Source organism: Pedobacter sp. KBW01, from assembly GCF_003852395.1.
Classification (GTDB): Bacteria; Bacteroidota; Bacteroidia; order Sphingobacteriales; family Sphingobacteriaceae; genus Pedobacter.
Window position 1 is genome coordinate 1 of sequence record NZ_QAJQ01000013.1, and the last position, 17,200, is coordinate 17,200.

Consider the following 17,200-nt stretch of genomic DNA (forward strand, 5'->3'; position numbering starts at 1 on the left):
AGTAATTTCAGGACGAGACAATCCTTTTTTCGAAGGTTTGGTTTATAACCGCCAGAATGCCACTTTAATGGCCATTACTTTCGATACCAAAATATTAAATACCGCCGCGAGAAACCCGATTTTAAAAGAAATTGAGGCTAAAGCAAAAGCTTTCCAAAGCAAAACCAAAATACAGGTACATATTTCGGGATTACCTTACATCCGTACTGCGGTGAGTAAACTGGTAAGCAACGAATTTGTGCTGTTTTTAGGATTATCGATTTTAGTTTCCGCCCTAATTTTACTATTTTTCTTCAAGAAATTTTATGCCGTTTTCTTCCCGATTTTAGTAGTGGTAATGGGGGTAATCTGGAGCATTGGCACGTTGGTGCTATTCGGTCACGAACTAACTATTTTAACCGGACTTATACCGCCACTTATTGTAATTATTGGTATTCCGAACAGTATTTTATTGTTAAACAAGTACCAGAACGAGCTTAGAAAACACGGTGATAAACAATTGGCATTAAGCACTACCATCGAGCGGATTGCAATTACCACCTTAATTGCCAACATTACCGCAGCTATTGGTTTCGGAGTATTGTACTTTACCGGCAGTGAGTTATTGATGCAATTTGGTAGTGTGGCCTCTATTAACGTAATGGTTACCTGGTTAATGTGCCTGTGCTTAATCCCGATTATTTTCAGTTACCTGCCTGCGCCAAAACTGAAAGCACAAAACCATGTTGAAGAAGGATTTTTGCATAAATTACTGGTTAAAACAGATCTGCTGGTACAGCAAAAAAGCAGCTTAATTTATATCGGAACCATTGTCATTTCGATTATTGCATTTATAGGTGTAATGAAAATCAATGTTAATGGTTACGTAGTTGACGATTTACCCAAAAACTCAGAGATTTTAACCGATTTAAAATTCTTTGAGAAAAACTTTGAAGGGATTTTACCTTTAGAAGTTAGCATAGATACCAAGAAAAAGAATGGTGTTTTCAACTTAACCAACCTGAAAAGAATAGAAAAGCTGGAAAAAATGATTTCTGCTTATCCGGAGTTTTCGCGTTCTATTTCGGTAAACATGGGCTTGAAATACGCTACACAAGCCTTTTATAATAACGATTCTACATTTTTCCGTTTGCCTGATAACCTGGAGAAGAACTTCATTCTGGCTTATATTGCTAACGGAGGCAAGGGCAATTCCAGCTTGTTAACCAATTTCATCAGCAAAGGCAACCAAAGCACCAGGATTAGCTTTCAGATGGCCGACGTAGGTTCTAAACGCCTGGATGCGATTATGGCCGAGCTGAAACCGCGCATTGATAGCATTTTACCTCCGGCAAAATTCGATGTAGAACTTACAGGTTCAAGCATTATCTTTTCTAAAGGTACCGATTATATGTTGAGGCATTTGGTAGAAAGTATCGCCCTTGCCATAGTGTTAATCTCACTGTTGAGGCTGGCCCAGTTTAAGAGTTTGGGGATCATGTTTATTTCATTGTTGCCTAATATTGTGCCTTTAATTATTACGGCAGGTATTATGGGTTATTTTGGTATTTCGTTAAAACCTTCTACCATTTTAATTTTCACCATTGCCTTTGGCTTAGCTTCCGATCAAACCATTTATTTTCTTACCCGTTACCAGCAAGAATTAAACCTGACCAATTTCAGCGTACCTAAAGTAATTACCGATACGATTACCGAAACAGGTGTAAGTATGACTCATATTGCTTTAATCTTATTCTTTGGCTTCGGGATCTTCACTGCTTCTACCTTCGGTGGAACGGTAGTATTAGGCCTACTCTTATCGATCACTTTATTGGTAGCCTTAATTTTTAACCTCACTTTACTACCTGCTCTGGTATTATGGTTAGATAAAAAGAAAATTAGAAAACTGGTTTCTGACGAAGAAAGCGCGAAGAACGCGAGTGAGTTTGATCATTAATTAATATAGGTTTGGGTTTAAACCCAAACCTATATTTACAAAACCACCAGCCCAACATTCCAGCCAATCCAACCGGTATATCGTTGATTGCTAAAAGAAAAATCCTGGTGTTTCTGCTGTAATAAACCAAAATTGCCGGTTGCATTATTTTGTCTGGTGTAATACACATTTATCGACGGACCGCCTTGTATAGCCAGCCATTTATTTAGCCTGATATTTAATGGCAATTCGAATTTATTTAGCAAGTTTAAGTAATCCCAGCTGCCCTGGTAGACATATTGGCTACTGATTTCTGGATTTAAAGAAAGCTTACTGAAAAGTCTCATTTCTTTTCCAAAGCCCAAACCTGCAGTATATATTTTCTCTCCAGCTTTACTGTTCATTCCGAACATCAACATATTGTACAGGCGTTTGCTGCCACCTTTATAAGCCACATTGTAGGTAGTGCTTTCGTTAGTAGCCAGGCTAAATTTATGATAACCGTTTAAGGCAATATTGATCAAACCTATTGAATAACCATCGTTCTGTGCTGAAATATTTATAATCCCCAGTTGTGCACCTTTTAATTTGCCTGCATAATTAATCACCCCGGTTTGCAATCCCCTGGCTGTATTTGCGGCGTAATTACCCAATACAGCAACATTCACCCCTTCTGATTGTTGGTTTAAATTGGCAATGCCTGCAATCTGCATCCCGCTCGATTTGCCATTAACCAGATTAGCACCTACTCCTATCTGAAGACCTTCTTGTTTTTCTGCAACCAGGTTTAACGCTCCAACCTGAAAACCACTTAACCTTTTGCCAATAGCATTTAACCCAACGGACACCTGCATCCCGCTAAAATCCTGACGAACCCGATTGTAAATGCCACCAACCTGTAGACCTTCAAAACTTTTACCAACCGCATTAAAGCCCAATGCAATTTGCGCTGCCTTAACCTCACCAATTACCTGATTAAAAAGACCACCAATCTGAGCTCCCCGAACATTGCCCCCAACCAGATTGAAGGCACCGGCAAACTGAAAATATTGCACATTGCTTTTATCAATATTGAAAATTAAACCAATTTCTCCGCCATCAACACCGGCACTGTAAGCACCAATGGCATTGAAAGAAAACTTGTTTACCACCTGCCCGCTTAACGAGCCGTGAGAATTTAAGCCGGGAAGTAAAGCAAACTGAAATGGTGCTTTAGAAATAAAACCGCCAATATTAATCGACTGGATTTTTTGTCCGGTTGTAACCAGCGCATTGCCCAGCCATGTTTTTTCTACCTGATCCAGATTACCGCTAATAAAACGCTCGCTGACCTGATCTTTTTTGTGAATTACATTAACCTCGGCCAAAAAATGGGTAACAGTCGATTTATAATTTTCTTTGCTAACGGTTAAAGATATGGGCTGGGTAATGTTTTTTAATCGCATCGAAAAATACCCGTTACCATCTGAAATTTCGGAAACCAGCAGGTTCTTTTCATAAATACTGGCGTCGGCTATTGGTTTTTGCAATTGCTTATCTACAATTTGCCCGGTAATGGTATATAAATCGGCGTTGCCTACCGATTCGTTAACCAGTAAAACCAGCTCCAAAGGTGCATACCTGATGATGATAAAATTTCCAGACTGCCGGTATTCGAAACGATGGTTTAAGATTTTATCGAGCGCCTCTGAAATATTTAAACTATTATCATGAATACTAACCAAACTATCTGTTGGCAATATATTACTGTTGTAAGAAAAGTGGAACGCTCCCTGCTCTTCAATCATGCTCAGTACCTTACCCAGTTTTTGCTTTTCAATGTTGAGTGAAATATTCCTGGCTAAAAGCGATTGTGCCTGGCTCGAAAAACTGAAAAACAGCAACAAAAAACAAATCAGCTTTATTATCCGCATTGCCTATTTCAGTTTAATGATTCCCTGACCATATTCGACATTAATTTTTAAAGTTTGGGCCACTACGTCTAAAATTTCGTTTAACTTTTCGTTTTTAAAGGTGGTGCTAATCGGCAATGTTTTAATAGCTGGATTAACAATTATGATATTGGCTTTGAACTTTTCGTTAAGCACCGGTACCAGTTCGCCAAGAGGTGTACCATTACAAATCAACTCGCCCGTGTAATAATAATTGTAGAGTTTACCCTGGCTTTCGCGTTTAAATAATTTGGTTTGATTTTGGGTAACTTCTACCTTCTCACCAGCGGTTAAACGTACACTGTCTTGTTGATTGTTTACTTTCACCACACCACTTTCTACAATCACCACCGTTTGTTTATTGCTGCTTTTTATGTTAAACGTGGTACCTACAACCGTTACCCGAACCTGGTTAACATCAATAATAAAAGGCTTTGCTTTATTGGCACTCACTTTAAAAAAGGCCTCGCCTCTAAGCTTTACCTGCCGGGTTTTATTGAAAAAACCACCCACAAACGACAAAGCGGATTGCTTGTTCAGGATCACTGTAGAGCCATCGGGCAATACCTGGGTTAAAGTTGTGGCACTGCTTGCCACTTCAATTTTATTCGCCACCAAATTTTTATAAGCAAAAAGGCCTGCAGTAAAAACAATAGCAAGAACAGCTACCCAAGGCAAAAAAGTCTTATAACCCCAAATTTTGGTTTTAGCCTCTCTTTCTAAACGAAGGTTTAACCGCGCTAAAGCATCCTGCTCGTTAATTCCTGAATCAGTATGTAACTTACTTTTCTCCAGGATTGTCTTGAAATCGGTTAATTGTTTAAGGTTTTCGGGAGCCGATTTAGCCCAACGTTCTACCTGCTCGCTTTCGGGCACAGTAGCCTCACCAAGCAGGTATTTTGCCAGTAAATCTTCATTTATAGGTGTAGAATTTATATCCATAAGCTTATTTTAAAAGAATAAAAATGAGGATCAGGAAATCGGCAACGCGGTGGCGTAAAATTTTTAAGGCCTTGCCCATTTGGTTTTCTACAGTTTTAACTGAAATGTTAAGCGCAGCGGCTATTTCCTGATATTTCATCTGATCGAACCTGCTCAGCTGAAATACATTGCGGCATTTCTCGGGCAGATCATTAATTGCCGAATGGATATTTTTCTCCAGTTCGGTGACTGCAATTTCTGTATTTAAATTTCCCATCTCGTTTTTTACAGCATTGGCATAATGTACATTGAAATTCGATCTCACTTTCTGATGTTTGAGGTAGTTTAAACTCTCATTGTGTACAGCCCGATACAGAAACGATTTTAAAAAGCCATCTGCTTTAAGTTGTTCGCGACGGGCCCAGATACGTACGAACACATTCTGAACAATCTCTTCGGCATCATCGCGTTCTTTAACTATTGTAAAAGCATAAGCATGCAGATTTTTGAAATGCATTAAAAACACTTCGTCGAAAGCCTGCTTATTACCGCTTTTAATTAAACCGAGAAGATGAGTACCGTTACTTTCCATAAAATTAAACCTGCAGGGTTTTAAAAAAACTTACAGGTTTCTGATCTAAATCTATGCTGTTAAAATCGACTTCAATTTACGCCTTATTATAATTTCTTTTAAAAAGCCGGGGATTATTTTATCCAGCACAACTAAAAAGCGGTTGGCAAAACCAGGAATTATTTCCTTTTTTCGCTTAAGCATCCCATCAATAGCTGTTTTGGCAACATAATCGGCTTCTAAAATGGTGGCTTTGACAAAACCTTTTAAAGTATGGTTCATCACCAGCAATTCGGGTTTGGTATTAATCCCCCCCGGACTAAGTAAACTAATGTGCACATTGGTACCACTAAGCTCGAGCTGCAGGCAGCGCGTAAAATAGCCAATAAATGATTTGGTAGCTCCATAAACCTGCTTTTTGGGCACGATAAAATGGCCACCTAAACTCCCTACATTTAAAATATAGCTTTCATTAGCTTTATCAATATGGTTTAAAAACAATCGGGTTAGCAAAACAGTATTGGTAATATTGAGATCGATCTGTGTGCGGTAAAAATCGGCGTTTTTATCTTCAAACCACGACCAGTTACCCAAACCGGCATTGTTGATTAAAACATTTACTTCAATCCCTCCTGTGTTCAATCTTTGGAATATCTGGCTGGCCGAAGTACTTTCGGTTAAGTCTATTTCGATACAATACACCTTGCTGTTAAAATTAACCCGCAGGTAGTTTGCCAAATATTCAAGTCCGCTGTTTGGCAAAGCAACCAACACCAGATTAAGGCCACGCCGTGCCCATTCAATGGCAAAAGATTTCCCTAAACCTTCGCTTGCCCCCGTAATTAATGCTATTAACTGTTTCATTTTTATTTTCTTTTCGTTCTCTTCATTCTATTTTAGCCACGGATTGCACGGATAAACACTGATTTAATTCCTTATCGTTCCAGTTTGTAACGAGGATTCACGAGCTTGTCGATTGTATCGACTATAGGCATTTTAGCCACGGATTGCTCAGATTAACACGGATTTAAATCCAAATTATCTGTGTTAATCCTTTTTCATCTGTGGTTAATTTCGCTGAAAATGGCTAACTGTTTTTCCCAATCCAACGGCAAAGGGTGTAATGTGATAGTTTAATTCGGCAATGGCTTTATTGCTGCAATATTGCTGATTACACTTTAAACGGTCAGCAAATTCGGGAAGAAAAAATGGTGTTAAGTTAAAAAGCCTGTTTTTTAAAAATTCGAGCATGCTATATGCTTTAATGATACTTACTGGTATTTTATACAGGTTGTGTTTTTTCCCCGTTATTTGTTTCAGTGTATTAAAAAAACCGTTAAAAGAAACATCTTCGCCACCCAAAATATACCTTTCCCCATTTCGGCCATGCTGCATTGCGGCTATATGCCCGTTAACCACATCATCAACAAATGCATAATTGGCAATGGCTTTTCCATCGCCAGGAATAAAATGCCAGGTACCGCCAATATAGCCGGTAACCATTTTGCTCACGGTATTGCTATCGGTTATCGGCCCATCGCCGTACACACGTGAAGGATTTACAATAACCACTTCAAGCCCTCGCTGCACAAAAGCCTTTACCTCCAGTTCGGCCAGGTATTTGGTACGTTCGTAGCTAATCGGAAAACCTACTGCCCGTGGATCATTTTCGGAAACCGGAAGGTTAAGCGTTGGGCCCCAAACACCACAGGTTGAAGTATGCACCACCCGGTCTACCCCCATTTTAAGGGCACAACTTAAAACATTAGCGGTACCGGTTACATTTACATCGTAAAAATCGGTTTCGTTTTTACACCACATTTTAGCCATTGCGGCGGTATGGTAAACCTGAGCACAGCCTTTCATGGCTTTTTCTAAACTTTTAACGTCTAAAATATCGCCTTTTACAAAGTGGATATTGCGGTGCCTGATCAGATAAGGATGTTCGGTATCGCGGCAAAGGGCAACCACATCGTAACCTGTTTCGGCTAGACTCAGGCAGAGTTTACGGCCAATGAAACCCGAAGCACCAGTTACCAGCACCCTGAGGTATTTATGATTAATTGCTTCCATACTAAACCAGTTCCATTTTTATGGTGTATAGCGAATGATTAACAACTACCAGCTTGCACACTCCGTTTTCAAAATAATAATCGTTATAATTCCCATCGGGCAAATTAATCCGGTATTGGTGTGCTGCCTGTTTTTTGATGGGCAAAAAGCATTGAAAATTATCTGAATAAACCTGGTTGATGGACACAGGCTCGGTGGTATAAAGCAACATCATATTAAAAGCAATGGTCTGACTTAAACTGTTGAATTTATTGCCCGACTGCAACTGATAAACATCGTTTTGGAAAATGGTTTTCTTACGCTCTTTTGCTTTACCGTTAACCGAACGACTTACAGCTGATGAAATTAACCGGCCATTTTTAAAGTGGGCCAGATCTTCAGTCAGCACATCGATTTTGAATACAAAACGGGTACTTACCTGCGAGGTAATTTTAAGGTAGGTATTTTCGCCATCGGTATTTTGACTGAAAGCAAGTTTACCGATAACCTCGCCATTGTGCTTAATGTGATAAACCTGACTAAAATTATGCGCAAATGCAGAAAAATTTAAGGCAAGCAACAATATCGCCAGAGTTGCCGGCTTAGAAAACCGTGCGGCGCTGCTTAAACTGCTTTTTTTGTTTAACCTTGGCAGAATGTATTTCTTACACAGCCAAATTACTAATGCTGGAATCATATTTTCTCTGTTTTTAGAGCTAATACAACTCAAAGGGATTTTACCCCTACGCAACTTTGATTATTTTTTTAAAGAATGTGATTTTTCTCTTATAGTGGCACAAATAATTTCATAACGCCAGGTTAAAAGTTTGCGATTAGGCTATATATTGACAATAACGTAGCGTATTGCCATCTAGATCGGTCACATAAAATTCCCGCCTGCCCCAGGTTTGATCAACTGGCCCCTGATGCACAGGCGATCCGCTTTTCCCTTTTAAACCACGGCTCACAAATTTGGCAAATAAAAAATCTACGTCCCGAACATACACATAAACAACTGAACCAAATAGACTGTCGCTTTCGTAGGTGGTAATTTGCAATTCCATGTTTTCGTGACCAAGATCAACGACCGGCGAATCCGTCGTATCATCAGGCCAGGTCATGCGAAAATCCAGCACTTCGGTATAGAACTGAATCGCTGCGCGCATATCGCGGACTTTAAATAAGGGGATGAAACTGTTCATATTCAAAAATAAAAAATAGTTGACAGCTATGCATACGATATCTCCAAACACCACACAACAGCAAATAGGTGCGCTACTAAAATAATTAGCCGTTAAAAAAGAAATCTACAAAAAAATTGTGGCTGTTGAAAGGTGCAAGATTAGGTTTACTCTACAGGCTGAAGTAAATTAAACCTGATGGCAGTGGAAAGCCCGCAATCCCGATTTTTTCATCGGGAGAGAACTTGTAGCGAACAGCAGGGTGAACGTTAAAATCAAATACTGACTTTGATTTTCTAATGGATGATAAAATTATACGCTGAGTAAACAACCTACTCTTTTACCGGCTTATCTTCTTCCTCATCTTCGGGAATTTCTACTGTTGGGTCGGTAATAATTTCGGCATTGCCATCATTATCTTTTTTGGCAAAAAGAATGGGGTACAACATCCATAAAGCGCCAGCCATAACCAAAACCCCGGCCAGCATTTGTACGTAACGGCTACCACTTACCTCGTAAGTTTCTAAAATTTTATAGGCAATGTAGGTTAAGATGCCTAAAACGAGCACCCAAACTGCTTTTTGTAACTTTAAGAGCCTGATCATGAATTATCTTTTTTTAAGTTTTATGATATGTATTAAAACAAAGATTAACCCAATTAGTTCGAGCAAGCCGCAGAAATAAAAAGCATAAAGCACAAAATCGCGGTTTAAAGGGTTTACCACCGCAACAATTGGCAAGGCAATTACGGCCATCACCATCATTGCAAGCCCGATATTAAATAATTTCACGTTAAAAGTATTTACATCAAAACTACCAAAATCCGGTCAATTCTGTTAACTTTGCAACCTTTAATTTTTTGAGGTACTTGATTGATGTATAGCGAATTTAAACAACTGGAACTTGCCAAAATAGGGCAAGAAATACTGGATTTCTGGAAAAAGGAAAATATCTTTGAAAAAAGCATTTCATCCCGCCCGAAATCTAATCCATTTACTTTTTACGAAGGTCCACCTTCTGCCAATGGCATGCCGGGGATTCACCACGTAATGGCGCGAGCGATTAAGGATATTTTTTGCCGTTACAAAACAATTAAGGGCTATCAGGTTAAAAGAAAAGCTGGCTGGGATACCCACGGCCTACCCGTTGAATTGGGGACCGAAAAAGAATTGGGCATTACCAAAGAAGATATTGGCCGAACAATTTCTATTGAAGACTATAACGAAGCCTGTAAAAAAACAGTGATGCGCTACACTGATGTGTGGAATGATTTGACTGAAAAAATGGGCTATTGGGTAGATATGGATGATCCGTATATTACCTACAAGTCGAAATATATGGAATCGGTTTGGTGGCTTTTAAAACAGATTTACGATAAAGGATTAATCTATAAAGGTTATACCATCCAACCGTATTCGCCAAAAGCCGGAACTGGCTTAAGTTCTCATGAAGTGAACCAGCCAGGTGCTTACCGCGATGTTACAGATACCACGATTGTTGCTCAGTTTAAAGCAATAGCAGATACTTTACCTGCCTTTTTACAATCATTTGGCGATATTTATTTAATGGCATGGACTACAACTCCATGGACTTTACCATCGAATACTGCCTTAACCGTAGGGCCAAAAATCGACTATGTTTTAGTTAAAACTTTTAACCAGTATACCTTTTTGCCAACGAATGTAATTTTGGCAAAAAACCTGGTTGGCAAACAATTCAGCAAAGTTTTCTTTGAAAGCACTGAAGCCGGAGATTTTGCAAATTTTAAAGCTGGTGATAAGAAAATACCTTACAAGATTCTGACTGAATGTAAAGGATCGGAGTTGGTTGGAATCAGATATGAACAACTTTTAACCTACGCATTACCTTATCAAAGCCCTGAAAATGCTTTCCGGGTAATTTCTGGAGATTTTGTTACCACAGAAGACGGTACCGGTATTGTACATACTGCACCTACCTTTGGTGCGGATGATGCTAAAGTTGCTAAAGAAGCGATTCCGGAAATTCCACCCATGCTGGTTTTGGATGACAACGAAATTGCGGTTCCTTTAGTCGATTTGCAAGGACGGTTTACCAAACATGTTGGCCCTTTTGCAGGTAAATATGTAAAAAACGAATATTATAATGCTGGCGAAGCTCCTGAGAAATCAGTAGATGTAGAAATTGCCATCTTATTAAAGGAAGAGAATAAAGCTTTTAAAGTAGAAAAATACGTACACAGTTATCCACACAGCTGGAGAACTGACGAGCCTCTTTTATATTATCCTTTAGACTCCTGGTTCATTAAAGTAACTGATGTTAAAGACAGAATGTTCGACTTGAATGAAACCATCAACTGGAAACCAAAATCTACCGGCGAAGGCCGTTTCGGAAACTGGCTCAAAAATGCGAACGACTGGAATTTATCCAGATCGAGATATTGGGGAATTCCATTGCCTATCTGGAGAACGGAAGATAAAAAAGAAGAAGTATTAATTGGTTCGGTTGAAGAACTTTACAACGCCATTGAAAAATCAATCGCAGCAGGTTTCCAGAAGGAAAATCCATTTAAAGGATTTGAAATCGGAAACATGTCTGAAGAAAATTATGACCTGATTGATTTGCACAAGAATGTTGTTGATGGCATTGTTTTGGTTTCTCCATCAGGCAAACCCATGAACCGCGAAAGCGATTTAATTGACGTTTGGTTTGATAGCGGCGCCATGCCTTATGCGCAATGGCACTACCCTTTCGAAAACAAAGACACCATTGATGGCAATGAAGACTTCCCGGCAGATTTTATTGCTGAAGGTGTAGACCAAACCCGTGGATGGTTTTATACCTTGCATGCAATTTCTACACTTGTTTTTGATAAAGTAGCCTACAAAAACGTAGTTTCGAATGGATTGGTGTTGGACAAAAACGGACAAAAAATGTCTAAACGTTTGGGCAATGCCGCAGATCCGTTCCAAACGATAAACGAATATGGTGCTGATGCTACGCGTTGGTACATGATTTCTAATGCGAACCCATGGGATAACTTAAAATTCGATATCGAAGGGATTGCAGAAGTTCGCCGTAAATTCTTCGGTACGCTTTACAACACCTATGCTTTCTTTGCCTTATATGCAAATATCGATAAATTCGAGATCGACAAGAATAACCTGAGCAAGGTTGAAGACCGCACGGAACTGGATCGTTGGATTTTATCGCTGTTGCAAAATTTAATCAACGAAGTTGATGAAAATTACAACACTTACGAACCTACAAAAGCTACCCGTGCCATTCAGGCCTTTGTCGATGAGCATTTGAGTAACTGGTACATCAGGTTAAGTCGCCGCCGTTTCTGGAAAGGTGAAATGACCGATGATAAGCGTGCTGCTTACGAAACACTTTATACCTGTTTGGAAACTTTGGCCCAGTTAATGAGTCCGGTTGCGCCGTTCTTTGCAGATTGGTTATACAGAAATTTAACCATTACTGATGCTTACGCTTCAGAATCAGTACACTTAACATTATGGAATGACGCCGATGAGAACTTAATTGATAATGCACTGAACGAAAGAATGCTATATGCACAGGATATTTCTTCGATGGTTTTATCATTGCGTAAAAAATCGGGCATTAATGTACGTCAGCCTTTAGCTAAAATCTTAATTCCTTCGCTAAACGGCGATTTTGAACAAAAAATCTCAAAAGTTGCCGATTATATTCTTTCAGAAACCAATGTAAAGCATATCGAGTTTATTACCGATACACATGGCATTGTGAAGAAAAAACTGAAACCTAACTTTAAATCGTTAGGTAAAAAGGTGGGTAAGGATATGGCTACCGTTAAGGAAGCTTTAGAAAATGCAAATCAGGATGATATCCAACGCTTAGAAGTTGATGGTTTTATCGTTGTAGTTGGCAGCAATAACATTCAGCATGCTATCGATTTAAATGACGACGTAGAAATTTTTGCGGAAGATATTCCGGGATGGCAGGTAACCAACCTGGGCAGTTTAACAGTAGCACTTGATGTGACCATTACTGAAGAACTTAAACAGGAAGGTATTTCGCGTGAGCTGGTTAACCGCATCCAGAATTTACGTAAAGAATTGAATTTTGAAGTAACCGACAGGATTAAAGTTTCGTTACAAAATGATAACTTGGTGGCGAATGCTGTGGCTGGTAACAAAGCCTACATTTGCGACGAAATCTTAGCTGATACACTAGAATTAACAGATACTGTAAATAATGCAAACAAAATCGTGATAGATGATGTTGAGTTAAGCATTTCGGTAACTAAAATATAAATCCATATATTAGAAAACTAAATTACAAACATGGAAAACAGTAATAAAACGCGCTACTCAGACAGTGAACTTCAGGAATTTAAAGAATTAATTCAAGATAAATTGCGCATGGCAAAAGAGGAACTTAATGCATTAACTGCATCTTTAAGCAATCCGAACGCCAATGGTACAGAAGATACTTCAGGTGCTTACAAAACATTAGAAGATGGTTCGGCAACAATGGAGAAAGAGCAAATCAATCAATTGGCTGCCCGTCAGAAAAAGTTTATCGATAACCTGGAGAATGCCCTGGTACGTATTGAAAACAAAACTTATGGTATTTGCCGCGAAACCGGTAAACTGATCCAGAAAGAACGTTTACGTGCTGTACCACATGCTACTTTAAGTATGGAAGCTAAACTAAAGCAGGGTTAATGAAAGGCTATACAAAACCTTTAATTGTTATCTTTTTGGTTTTATTGGCCGATCAGCTGATTAAAACCTGGGTAAAAACACATATGTACCTTGGACAGGAGTTCCACATTATCGGAAAATGGTGTATTATCCATTTCACCGAAAATAACGGGATGGCCTTTGGAATGGAGTTTGGCGGCGAATTTGGTAAACTGGCTTTATCGCTTTTCCGCATTGCAGCGGTAGGTGGTATTGGTTATGGCTTACACTACTTAATTAAACATAAATACCACCGCGGATTGATCTTAAATGTGGCCCTGATTTTTTCGGGTGCATTGGGAAACATTATCGATTCGGTTTTTTATGGCAAAATTTATGGCTACGAAAGCTGGTTCCATGGTCGTGTGGTAGATATGTTCTATTTCCCGATTGCTGAAGGACATTTCCCTACCTGGTTACCCATTTGGGGAGGCGAGGAGTTTGTTTTCTTCAGACCTGTTTTTAACCTTGCTGATGCAGCCATTTCGATTGGTGTAATACTTATCCTGATCTTCCAGAAAAACTACTTTAAAGAAGATGTAAAGGATGATGTGAGCATTAACAGTGAGATTGTAGAGGATTAATCTCCCCGATCGTCATGCTGAACTTGTTTCTGCATCTTAAAACTTTTAAATAAAACATACAAAGCCCGTTTCTTAACTGAGACGGGCTTTTTTTATGTGCTATTGTTTGGTGTCATATCAACTAATAAAAACCAAATTATCTATTTTTATCCTGCATTAAACTTCATCTTCCTCCAGCTACTGATACAACTTATGAAAAAACTACTCCTTATAACACTGCTCTTCGCCGTTGAAAATATCTTCGCTCAAGAAAACGGAACCAGCTTAAGCTTTTATAACATGGAAGCTGTAGATACCTTACGGAATTTCAATCCAAAAACTTACGGCGAGGACATTAAAAAAATAAATGATAACACCTATATCACAACTAAGAGCGAAAGTGGCGACGGTTTTTTCCTGATCAGAAAAACAGGTAGTAAATATATTCTATTTGATCCAAAAACATTTTCTGAGGCTCCTGCTTTAGATGAAATAAAAATGACCAGGAATTTCATTGTTTTCGAAAATACCAGAGGTGGATCAGCACGCGAAACTGTTTGGAGAACATCCAATTATGTGATCATTAATACACTTAATTCGAAATGTATTGAATTTGAAAGTGAGTACGAGCGGGAAACCTGGCACATGCTAGAACAAAGACCGCATGAAAGTGATGATAATTATTTTAAAAGAACAAACAAAAAAGCCAAAACCCGTGTAGAAAGCTGCAGATCGCAAATCAAATTCGATGGACTTTATTTAAGGGTTTCGAGAACTTTTAAAAACAATTGCAGAGAATGTTTAGCGCCTGGAACCTATCGGCTGATAAATGAGAAATTCGTTAAATTAAAAAGTTCGCAACATAAAAAACAATTCAGGCCATGAAAAAAATCTCTTTTTTAATTGTGTTTCTAATTTTAAATGTTGTACAGCTATACGCACAATGCTTATGTGCAGATATTAAATTCCGTTTACTGCTACCTGATCTTCAATTCAAGAACGGCACTTCAAATTATTCCATCAAAACTTTGGTATCCCCTTCATTTATTCCGAATGGTGTAGAACAGAAATTGAATAAAATACAATTTAAAAAGGATACACTTAATTTGCAATTTAGAACCAGTGGCGGCATAAAAGAACTAACTTTTGAAATTAAAAATAACAATACGGGCGTAGATATGTTAATAACCGCTCTGAATATGCAATACGATATTCCTTATGTGATAGATTTAACCACCTTTTCTGCCGGACATTTTCTATTCGACTGGAAAGTAATAAACAAGTGCCAAAAAGAAAATCGTTCGAGTGAACTTATAGCCTGCGAAGGTTTAAAATTTTATCAAACAGGATTGGCAGAAACTAAACAGGTTCAATTTCCTAACGGTTTTGTAAGTAGTAAAATCAAAGTATTCGATCTGTCTTATTTTAAAATAAAAGAAACTAAATGATCAACTTCCTCAACATTTCCTATCTCCAATCCGGGAACGAAAAGCAACAGCAAGCTTATCAGGTTTTGACCGCACATCAGATACTCGAAAAACTAACGGCCTTCAGCCCTATTCTCACCGGCACCATCCCGATAAACATCGATATAGAAAGCAGCGATTTGGATATTATATGCTATGTGCAGGATAAAGCAACATTCACTAAAATATTAACTGATCTCTTCCAAAACGAAAAAGGCTTTATGATTACCGAAAACCCAAGCTTTCAATCCATCAAAGCCAATTTCTTTATTGAGGGTTTTGAATTCGAAATCTTCGGACAATCCATACCAACAACTCAGCAAAATGCTTACCGCCACATGCTGATAGAACACCAGATTTTGTTGGAAAAGGGCGAGACCTTCAGGCAGGAAATTATCAGCTTAAAAAAACAGGGCATTAAAACCGAACCTGCCTTTGCACAACTGCTCGGTATGACCGGAAATGCTTATCAGGAATTATTGAAATTAGCATTGAGTGGCGAAGGATTTAATATTAAAACATAGTCCTCGTTTGCAACGAGGATTAACGAGCTTCGCATTTCTAATGCGATATCTTAAATAACAATCGCCATGCTCAGTCATCCTCGTTACAAACGAGGACGATAAAAGGATACGACCGCTCAATTAATTAGTCTAATACTTATTCCCTTAAAATCTTATATTTGAAATAACCAAAACCAAATATAGCTATGAAATTATACACCATCCTGCTTCTATTCGTTACTTTTAACTTATCTACATTTGCTCAAAAGAGCCTTTTTAACGGCAAAGATTTAAAAGGCTGGCATGTAGATGTACCTGCAATGGATAAGAAACCAGACACCATTAATCCGTTTATTGTTCGCAGTGGTATGCTGGTAAGTTTAGGCACACCAGGTGGTCATTTAATAACCGATAAAATTTATAAAAACTACCAATTAACCGTACAGTACCGTTTTGCCGGCAAACCTGGCAACTGTGGTGTTTTAGTACACGCCTCAACCCCAAGGGCATTATACGGCATGTTTCCAAAATCTTTAGAAGTACAAATGCAACATAAAGATGCCGGCGATTTCTGGTGCATTGAAGAAGACATTACTGTACCCGATATGCTTGCCAGACGTGGGCCAAAAGAGAACTGGGGCGTAAACGGCGATAAACTGCGCCGCATTAAAAACCTAACCGATGGCAGCGAAAAACCACTTGGCGAATGGAATACCATGATTATCCAATGTTTAAATAACGAAGTTAAAGTTTGGGTAAATGGTGCCCTGGTAAATTATGGCACCAATTGTACCGCAAGCAGCGGGCAGATTGCCTTGCAGGCGGAAGGCAGTGAGGTAGAATTTAAACAACTGGATATTAAACCCATTAAGGAATTATCTAAATCTTAAATAAACCGTCATTTCGACCGTAGTGGAGAAATCTTTTTATTAAACCCTGAGAAAAGATCTCTCCATTCCGCTTTGCTCCAGTCGAGATGACGACACAATGCAGATGCAACTTAATCTTTAAAACACAAACAGATCAGGTAACCTGCAAAATAAGCAAGCAGATCGTACACACTAAAAGACGTACCCATGAGCGTGCACATCAGCTTATTATTTTCCAAACCAAACCATGCAACATAATTTACCTTTTGGAGAAACTCAATAATAAAAGAAAAAATTAAGACACCTAAAGCCAGGTTCTTGTTATTGGCTTTAAGGAAAATCCTAAGGAAGGCATAAATCAGGACAACAACCAGCACATCGCCACCAAACGGCCGTATGAAGGGATCGTTGAGATACTTGCCGATTAAAACCTCAATTATAAAAATAGTGAGAGCAATAAAAAGGAATTTGGAGTTGAATGTTAATTTCATCATTAAATACAAAAGAAGTCAAGTTTTA

At 38.7% G+C, this 17,200-nt stretch carries 18 protein-coding genes; 8 read left to right on the top strand and 10 right to left on the bottom strand.

What is annotated here, in order from left to right; all coding sequences use genetic code 11:
* Window positions 1-1,936: efflux RND transporter permease subunit (locus DBR40_RS14365; protein ID WP_124560451.1), on the top strand; the 1,936-nt coding region annotated here is incomplete at its 5' end.
* Between the two features lie 35 nt (window positions 1,937-1,971).
* On the opposite strand, the gene DBR40_RS14370 is transcribed toward DBR40_RS14365, so the two are convergent.
* The 9 genes from DBR40_RS14370 to DBR40_RS14410 form a co-directional block, all read right to left on the bottom strand.
* Window positions 1,972-3,828 (bottom strand): STN and carboxypeptidase regulatory-like domain-containing protein, encoded by a 1,857-nt coding sequence (locus tag DBR40_RS14370; RefSeq protein ID WP_124560452.1) that lies wholly within the window; start codon window positions 3,826-3,828, stop codon window positions 1,972-1,974.
* Window positions 3,829-3,831: 3 nt separating this feature from the next.
* Window positions 3,832-4,788, bottom strand: coding sequence for a FecR family protein (locus DBR40_RS14375; protein ID WP_124560453.1), 957 nt, complete (start codon window positions 4,786-4,788; stop codon window positions 3,832-3,834).
* 4 nt (window positions 4,789-4,792) lie between these two features.
* Window positions 4,793-5,359 carry an RNA polymerase sigma-70 factor gene (locus DBR40_RS14380; protein ID WP_124560454.1) on the bottom strand — a complete coding sequence of 189 codons (567 nt, stop codon included), beginning with the start codon at window positions 5,357-5,359 and terminating at the stop codon, window positions 4,793-4,795.
* Window positions 5,360-5,410: 51 nt separating this feature from the next.
* Window positions 5,411-6,202 (bottom strand): SDR family NAD(P)-dependent oxidoreductase, encoded by a 792-nt coding sequence (locus tag DBR40_RS14385; protein WP_124560455.1) that lies wholly within the window; start codon window positions 6,200-6,202, stop codon window positions 5,411-5,413.
* A 204-nt stretch (window positions 6,203-6,406) separates the two neighbouring features.
* Window positions 6,407-7,411 carry an SDR family NAD(P)-dependent oxidoreductase gene (locus DBR40_RS14390; protein WP_124560456.1) on the bottom strand — a complete coding sequence of 335 codons (1,005 nt, stop codon included), beginning with the start codon at window positions 7,409-7,411 and terminating at the stop codon, window positions 6,407-6,409.
* A gap of 1 nt (window position 7,412) precedes the next feature.
* Window positions 7,413-8,087, bottom strand: a complete 675-nt coding sequence (locus DBR40_RS14395) for a DUF6134 family protein (protein ID WP_124560457.1) — start codon at window positions 8,085-8,087, stop codon at window positions 7,413-7,415.
* A gap of 136 nt (window positions 8,088-8,223) precedes the next feature.
* Window positions 8,224-8,592, bottom strand: a complete 369-nt coding sequence (locus DBR40_RS14400) for a glyoxalase superfamily protein (RefSeq protein ID WP_124560458.1) — start codon at window positions 8,590-8,592, stop codon at window positions 8,224-8,226.
* 311 nt (window positions 8,593-8,903) lie between these two features.
* Entirely contained in the window at window positions 8,904-9,176 is a 273-nt protein-coding gene (locus tag DBR40_RS14405; protein ID WP_124560459.1) for an isoleucyl-tRNA synthetase, read from the bottom strand.
* Between the two features lie 3 nt (window positions 9,177-9,179).
* Complete coding sequence (locus tag DBR40_RS14410) at window positions 9,180-9,362, bottom strand: hypothetical protein (RefSeq protein ID WP_124560460.1); 183 nt, start codon at window positions 9,360-9,362, stop codon at window positions 9,180-9,182.
* Window positions 9,363-9,446: 84 nt separating this feature from the next.
* Between DBR40_RS14410 and ileS the strand changes: the two genes are divergently transcribed.
* From ileS to DBR40_RS14445, 7 genes are all read left to right on the top strand, one after another.
* On the top strand, window positions 9,447-12,848 hold the full coding sequence (ileS, locus tag DBR40_RS14415) for an isoleucine--tRNA ligase (RefSeq protein ID WP_124560461.1): 3,402 nt from the start codon (window positions 9,447-9,449) through the stop codon (window positions 12,846-12,848).
* Between the two features lie 30 nt (window positions 12,849-12,878).
* Window positions 12,879-13,262 carry a TraR/DksA family transcriptional regulator gene (locus DBR40_RS14420; protein WP_039481375.1) on the top strand — a complete coding sequence of 128 codons (384 nt, stop codon included), beginning with the start codon at window positions 12,879-12,881 and terminating at the stop codon, window positions 13,260-13,262.
* Window positions 13,262-13,864, top strand: a complete 603-nt coding sequence (locus tag DBR40_RS14425) for a lipoprotein signal peptidase (protein WP_124560462.1) — start codon at window positions 13,262-13,264, stop codon at window positions 13,862-13,864. Before DBR40_RS14420 ends, DBR40_RS14425 begins: the two co-directional genes overlap by 1 nt.
* Window positions 13,865-14,056: 192 nt before the next feature.
* Complete coding sequence (locus tag DBR40_RS14430; RefSeq protein WP_124560463.1) at window positions 14,057-14,728, top strand: hypothetical protein; 672 nt, start codon at window positions 14,057-14,059, stop codon at window positions 14,726-14,728.
* Window positions 14,725-15,291, top strand: a complete 567-nt coding sequence (locus tag DBR40_RS14435) for a hypothetical protein (RefSeq protein ID WP_124560464.1) — start codon at window positions 14,725-14,727, stop codon at window positions 15,289-15,291. Before DBR40_RS14430 ends, DBR40_RS14435 begins: the two co-directional genes overlap by 4 nt.
* A complete protein-coding gene (locus DBR40_RS14440) occupies window positions 15,288-15,833 on the top strand; it encodes a DUF4269 domain-containing protein (RefSeq protein ID WP_124560465.1) in 546 nt (181 codons plus the stop codon). The genes DBR40_RS14435 and DBR40_RS14440 overlap by 4 nt, the downstream gene beginning before the upstream one ends.
* Before the next feature lie 185 nt (window positions 15,834-16,018).
* Window positions 16,019-16,702 (top strand): DUF1080 domain-containing protein, encoded by a 684-nt coding sequence (locus tag DBR40_RS14445; RefSeq protein ID WP_124560466.1) that lies wholly within the window; start codon window positions 16,019-16,021, stop codon window positions 16,700-16,702.
* 110 nt (window positions 16,703-16,812) lie between these two features.
* Here DBR40_RS14445 and DBR40_RS14450 read toward each other — a convergent pair whose 3' ends face one another.
* Entirely contained in the window at window positions 16,813-17,175 is a 363-nt protein-coding gene (locus DBR40_RS14450; RefSeq protein WP_233603896.1) for a DUF2809 domain-containing protein, read from the bottom strand.
* Between the last annotated feature and the right edge of the window lie 25 nt (window positions 17,176-17,200).

Excerpts from the sequence above, each read along its gene's own strand:
- DBR40_RS14370 (WP_124560452.1), bottom strand. The coding sequence starts at position 3,828 with ATGCGGATAATAAAGCTGATTTGTTTTTTGTTGCTGTTTTTCAGTTTT.
- DBR40_RS14375 (WP_124560453.1), bottom strand. The coding sequence starts at position 4,788 with ATGGATATAAATTCTACACCTATAAATGAAGATTTACTGGCAAAATAC.
- DBR40_RS14380 (WP_124560454.1), bottom strand. The coding sequence starts at position 5,359 with ATGGAAAGTAACGGTACTCATCTTCTCGGTTTAATTAAAAGCGGTAAT.
- DBR40_RS14385 (WP_124560455.1), bottom strand. The coding sequence starts at position 6,202 with ATGAAACAGTTAATAGCATTAATTACGGGGGCAAGCGAAGGTTTAGGG.
- DBR40_RS14390 (WP_124560456.1), bottom strand. The coding sequence starts at position 7,411 with ATGGAAGCAATTAATCATAAATACCTCAGGGTGCTGGTAACTGGTGCT.
- DBR40_RS14395 (WP_124560457.1), bottom strand. The coding sequence starts at position 8,087 with ATGATTCCAGCATTAGTAATTTGGCTGTGTAAGAAATACATTCTGCCA.
- DBR40_RS14400 (WP_124560458.1), bottom strand. The coding sequence starts at position 8,592 with ATGAACAGTTTCATCCCCTTATTTAAAGTCCGCGATATGCGCGCAGCG.
- DBR40_RS14405 (WP_124560459.1), bottom strand. The coding sequence starts at position 9,176 with ATGATCAGGCTCTTAAAGTTACAAAAAGCAGTTTGGGTGCTCGTTTTA.
- ileS (WP_124560461.1), top strand. The coding sequence starts at position 9,447 with ATGTATAGCGAATTTAAACAACTGGAACTTGCCAAAATAGGGCAAGAA.
- DBR40_RS14420 (WP_039481375.1), top strand. The coding sequence starts at position 12,879 with ATGGAAAACAGTAATAAAACGCGCTACTCAGACAGTGAACTTCAGGAA.
- DBR40_RS14425 (WP_124560462.1), top strand. The coding sequence starts at position 13,262 with ATGAAAGGCTATACAAAACCTTTAATTGTTATCTTTTTGGTTTTATTG.
- DBR40_RS14430 (WP_124560463.1), top strand. The coding sequence starts at position 14,057 with ATGAAAAAACTACTCCTTATAACACTGCTCTTCGCCGTTGAAAATATC.
- DBR40_RS14435 (WP_124560464.1), top strand. The coding sequence starts at position 14,725 with ATGAAAAAAATCTCTTTTTTAATTGTGTTTCTAATTTTAAATGTTGTA.
- DBR40_RS14440 (WP_124560465.1), top strand. The coding sequence starts at position 15,288 with ATGATCAACTTCCTCAACATTTCCTATCTCCAATCCGGGAACGAAAAG.
- DBR40_RS14445 (WP_124560466.1), top strand. The coding sequence starts at position 16,019 with ATGAAATTATACACCATCCTGCTTCTATTCGTTACTTTTAACTTATCT.
- DBR40_RS14450 (WP_233603896.1), bottom strand. The coding sequence starts at position 17,175 with ATGATGAAATTAACATTCAACTCCAAATTCCTTTTTATTGCTCTCACT.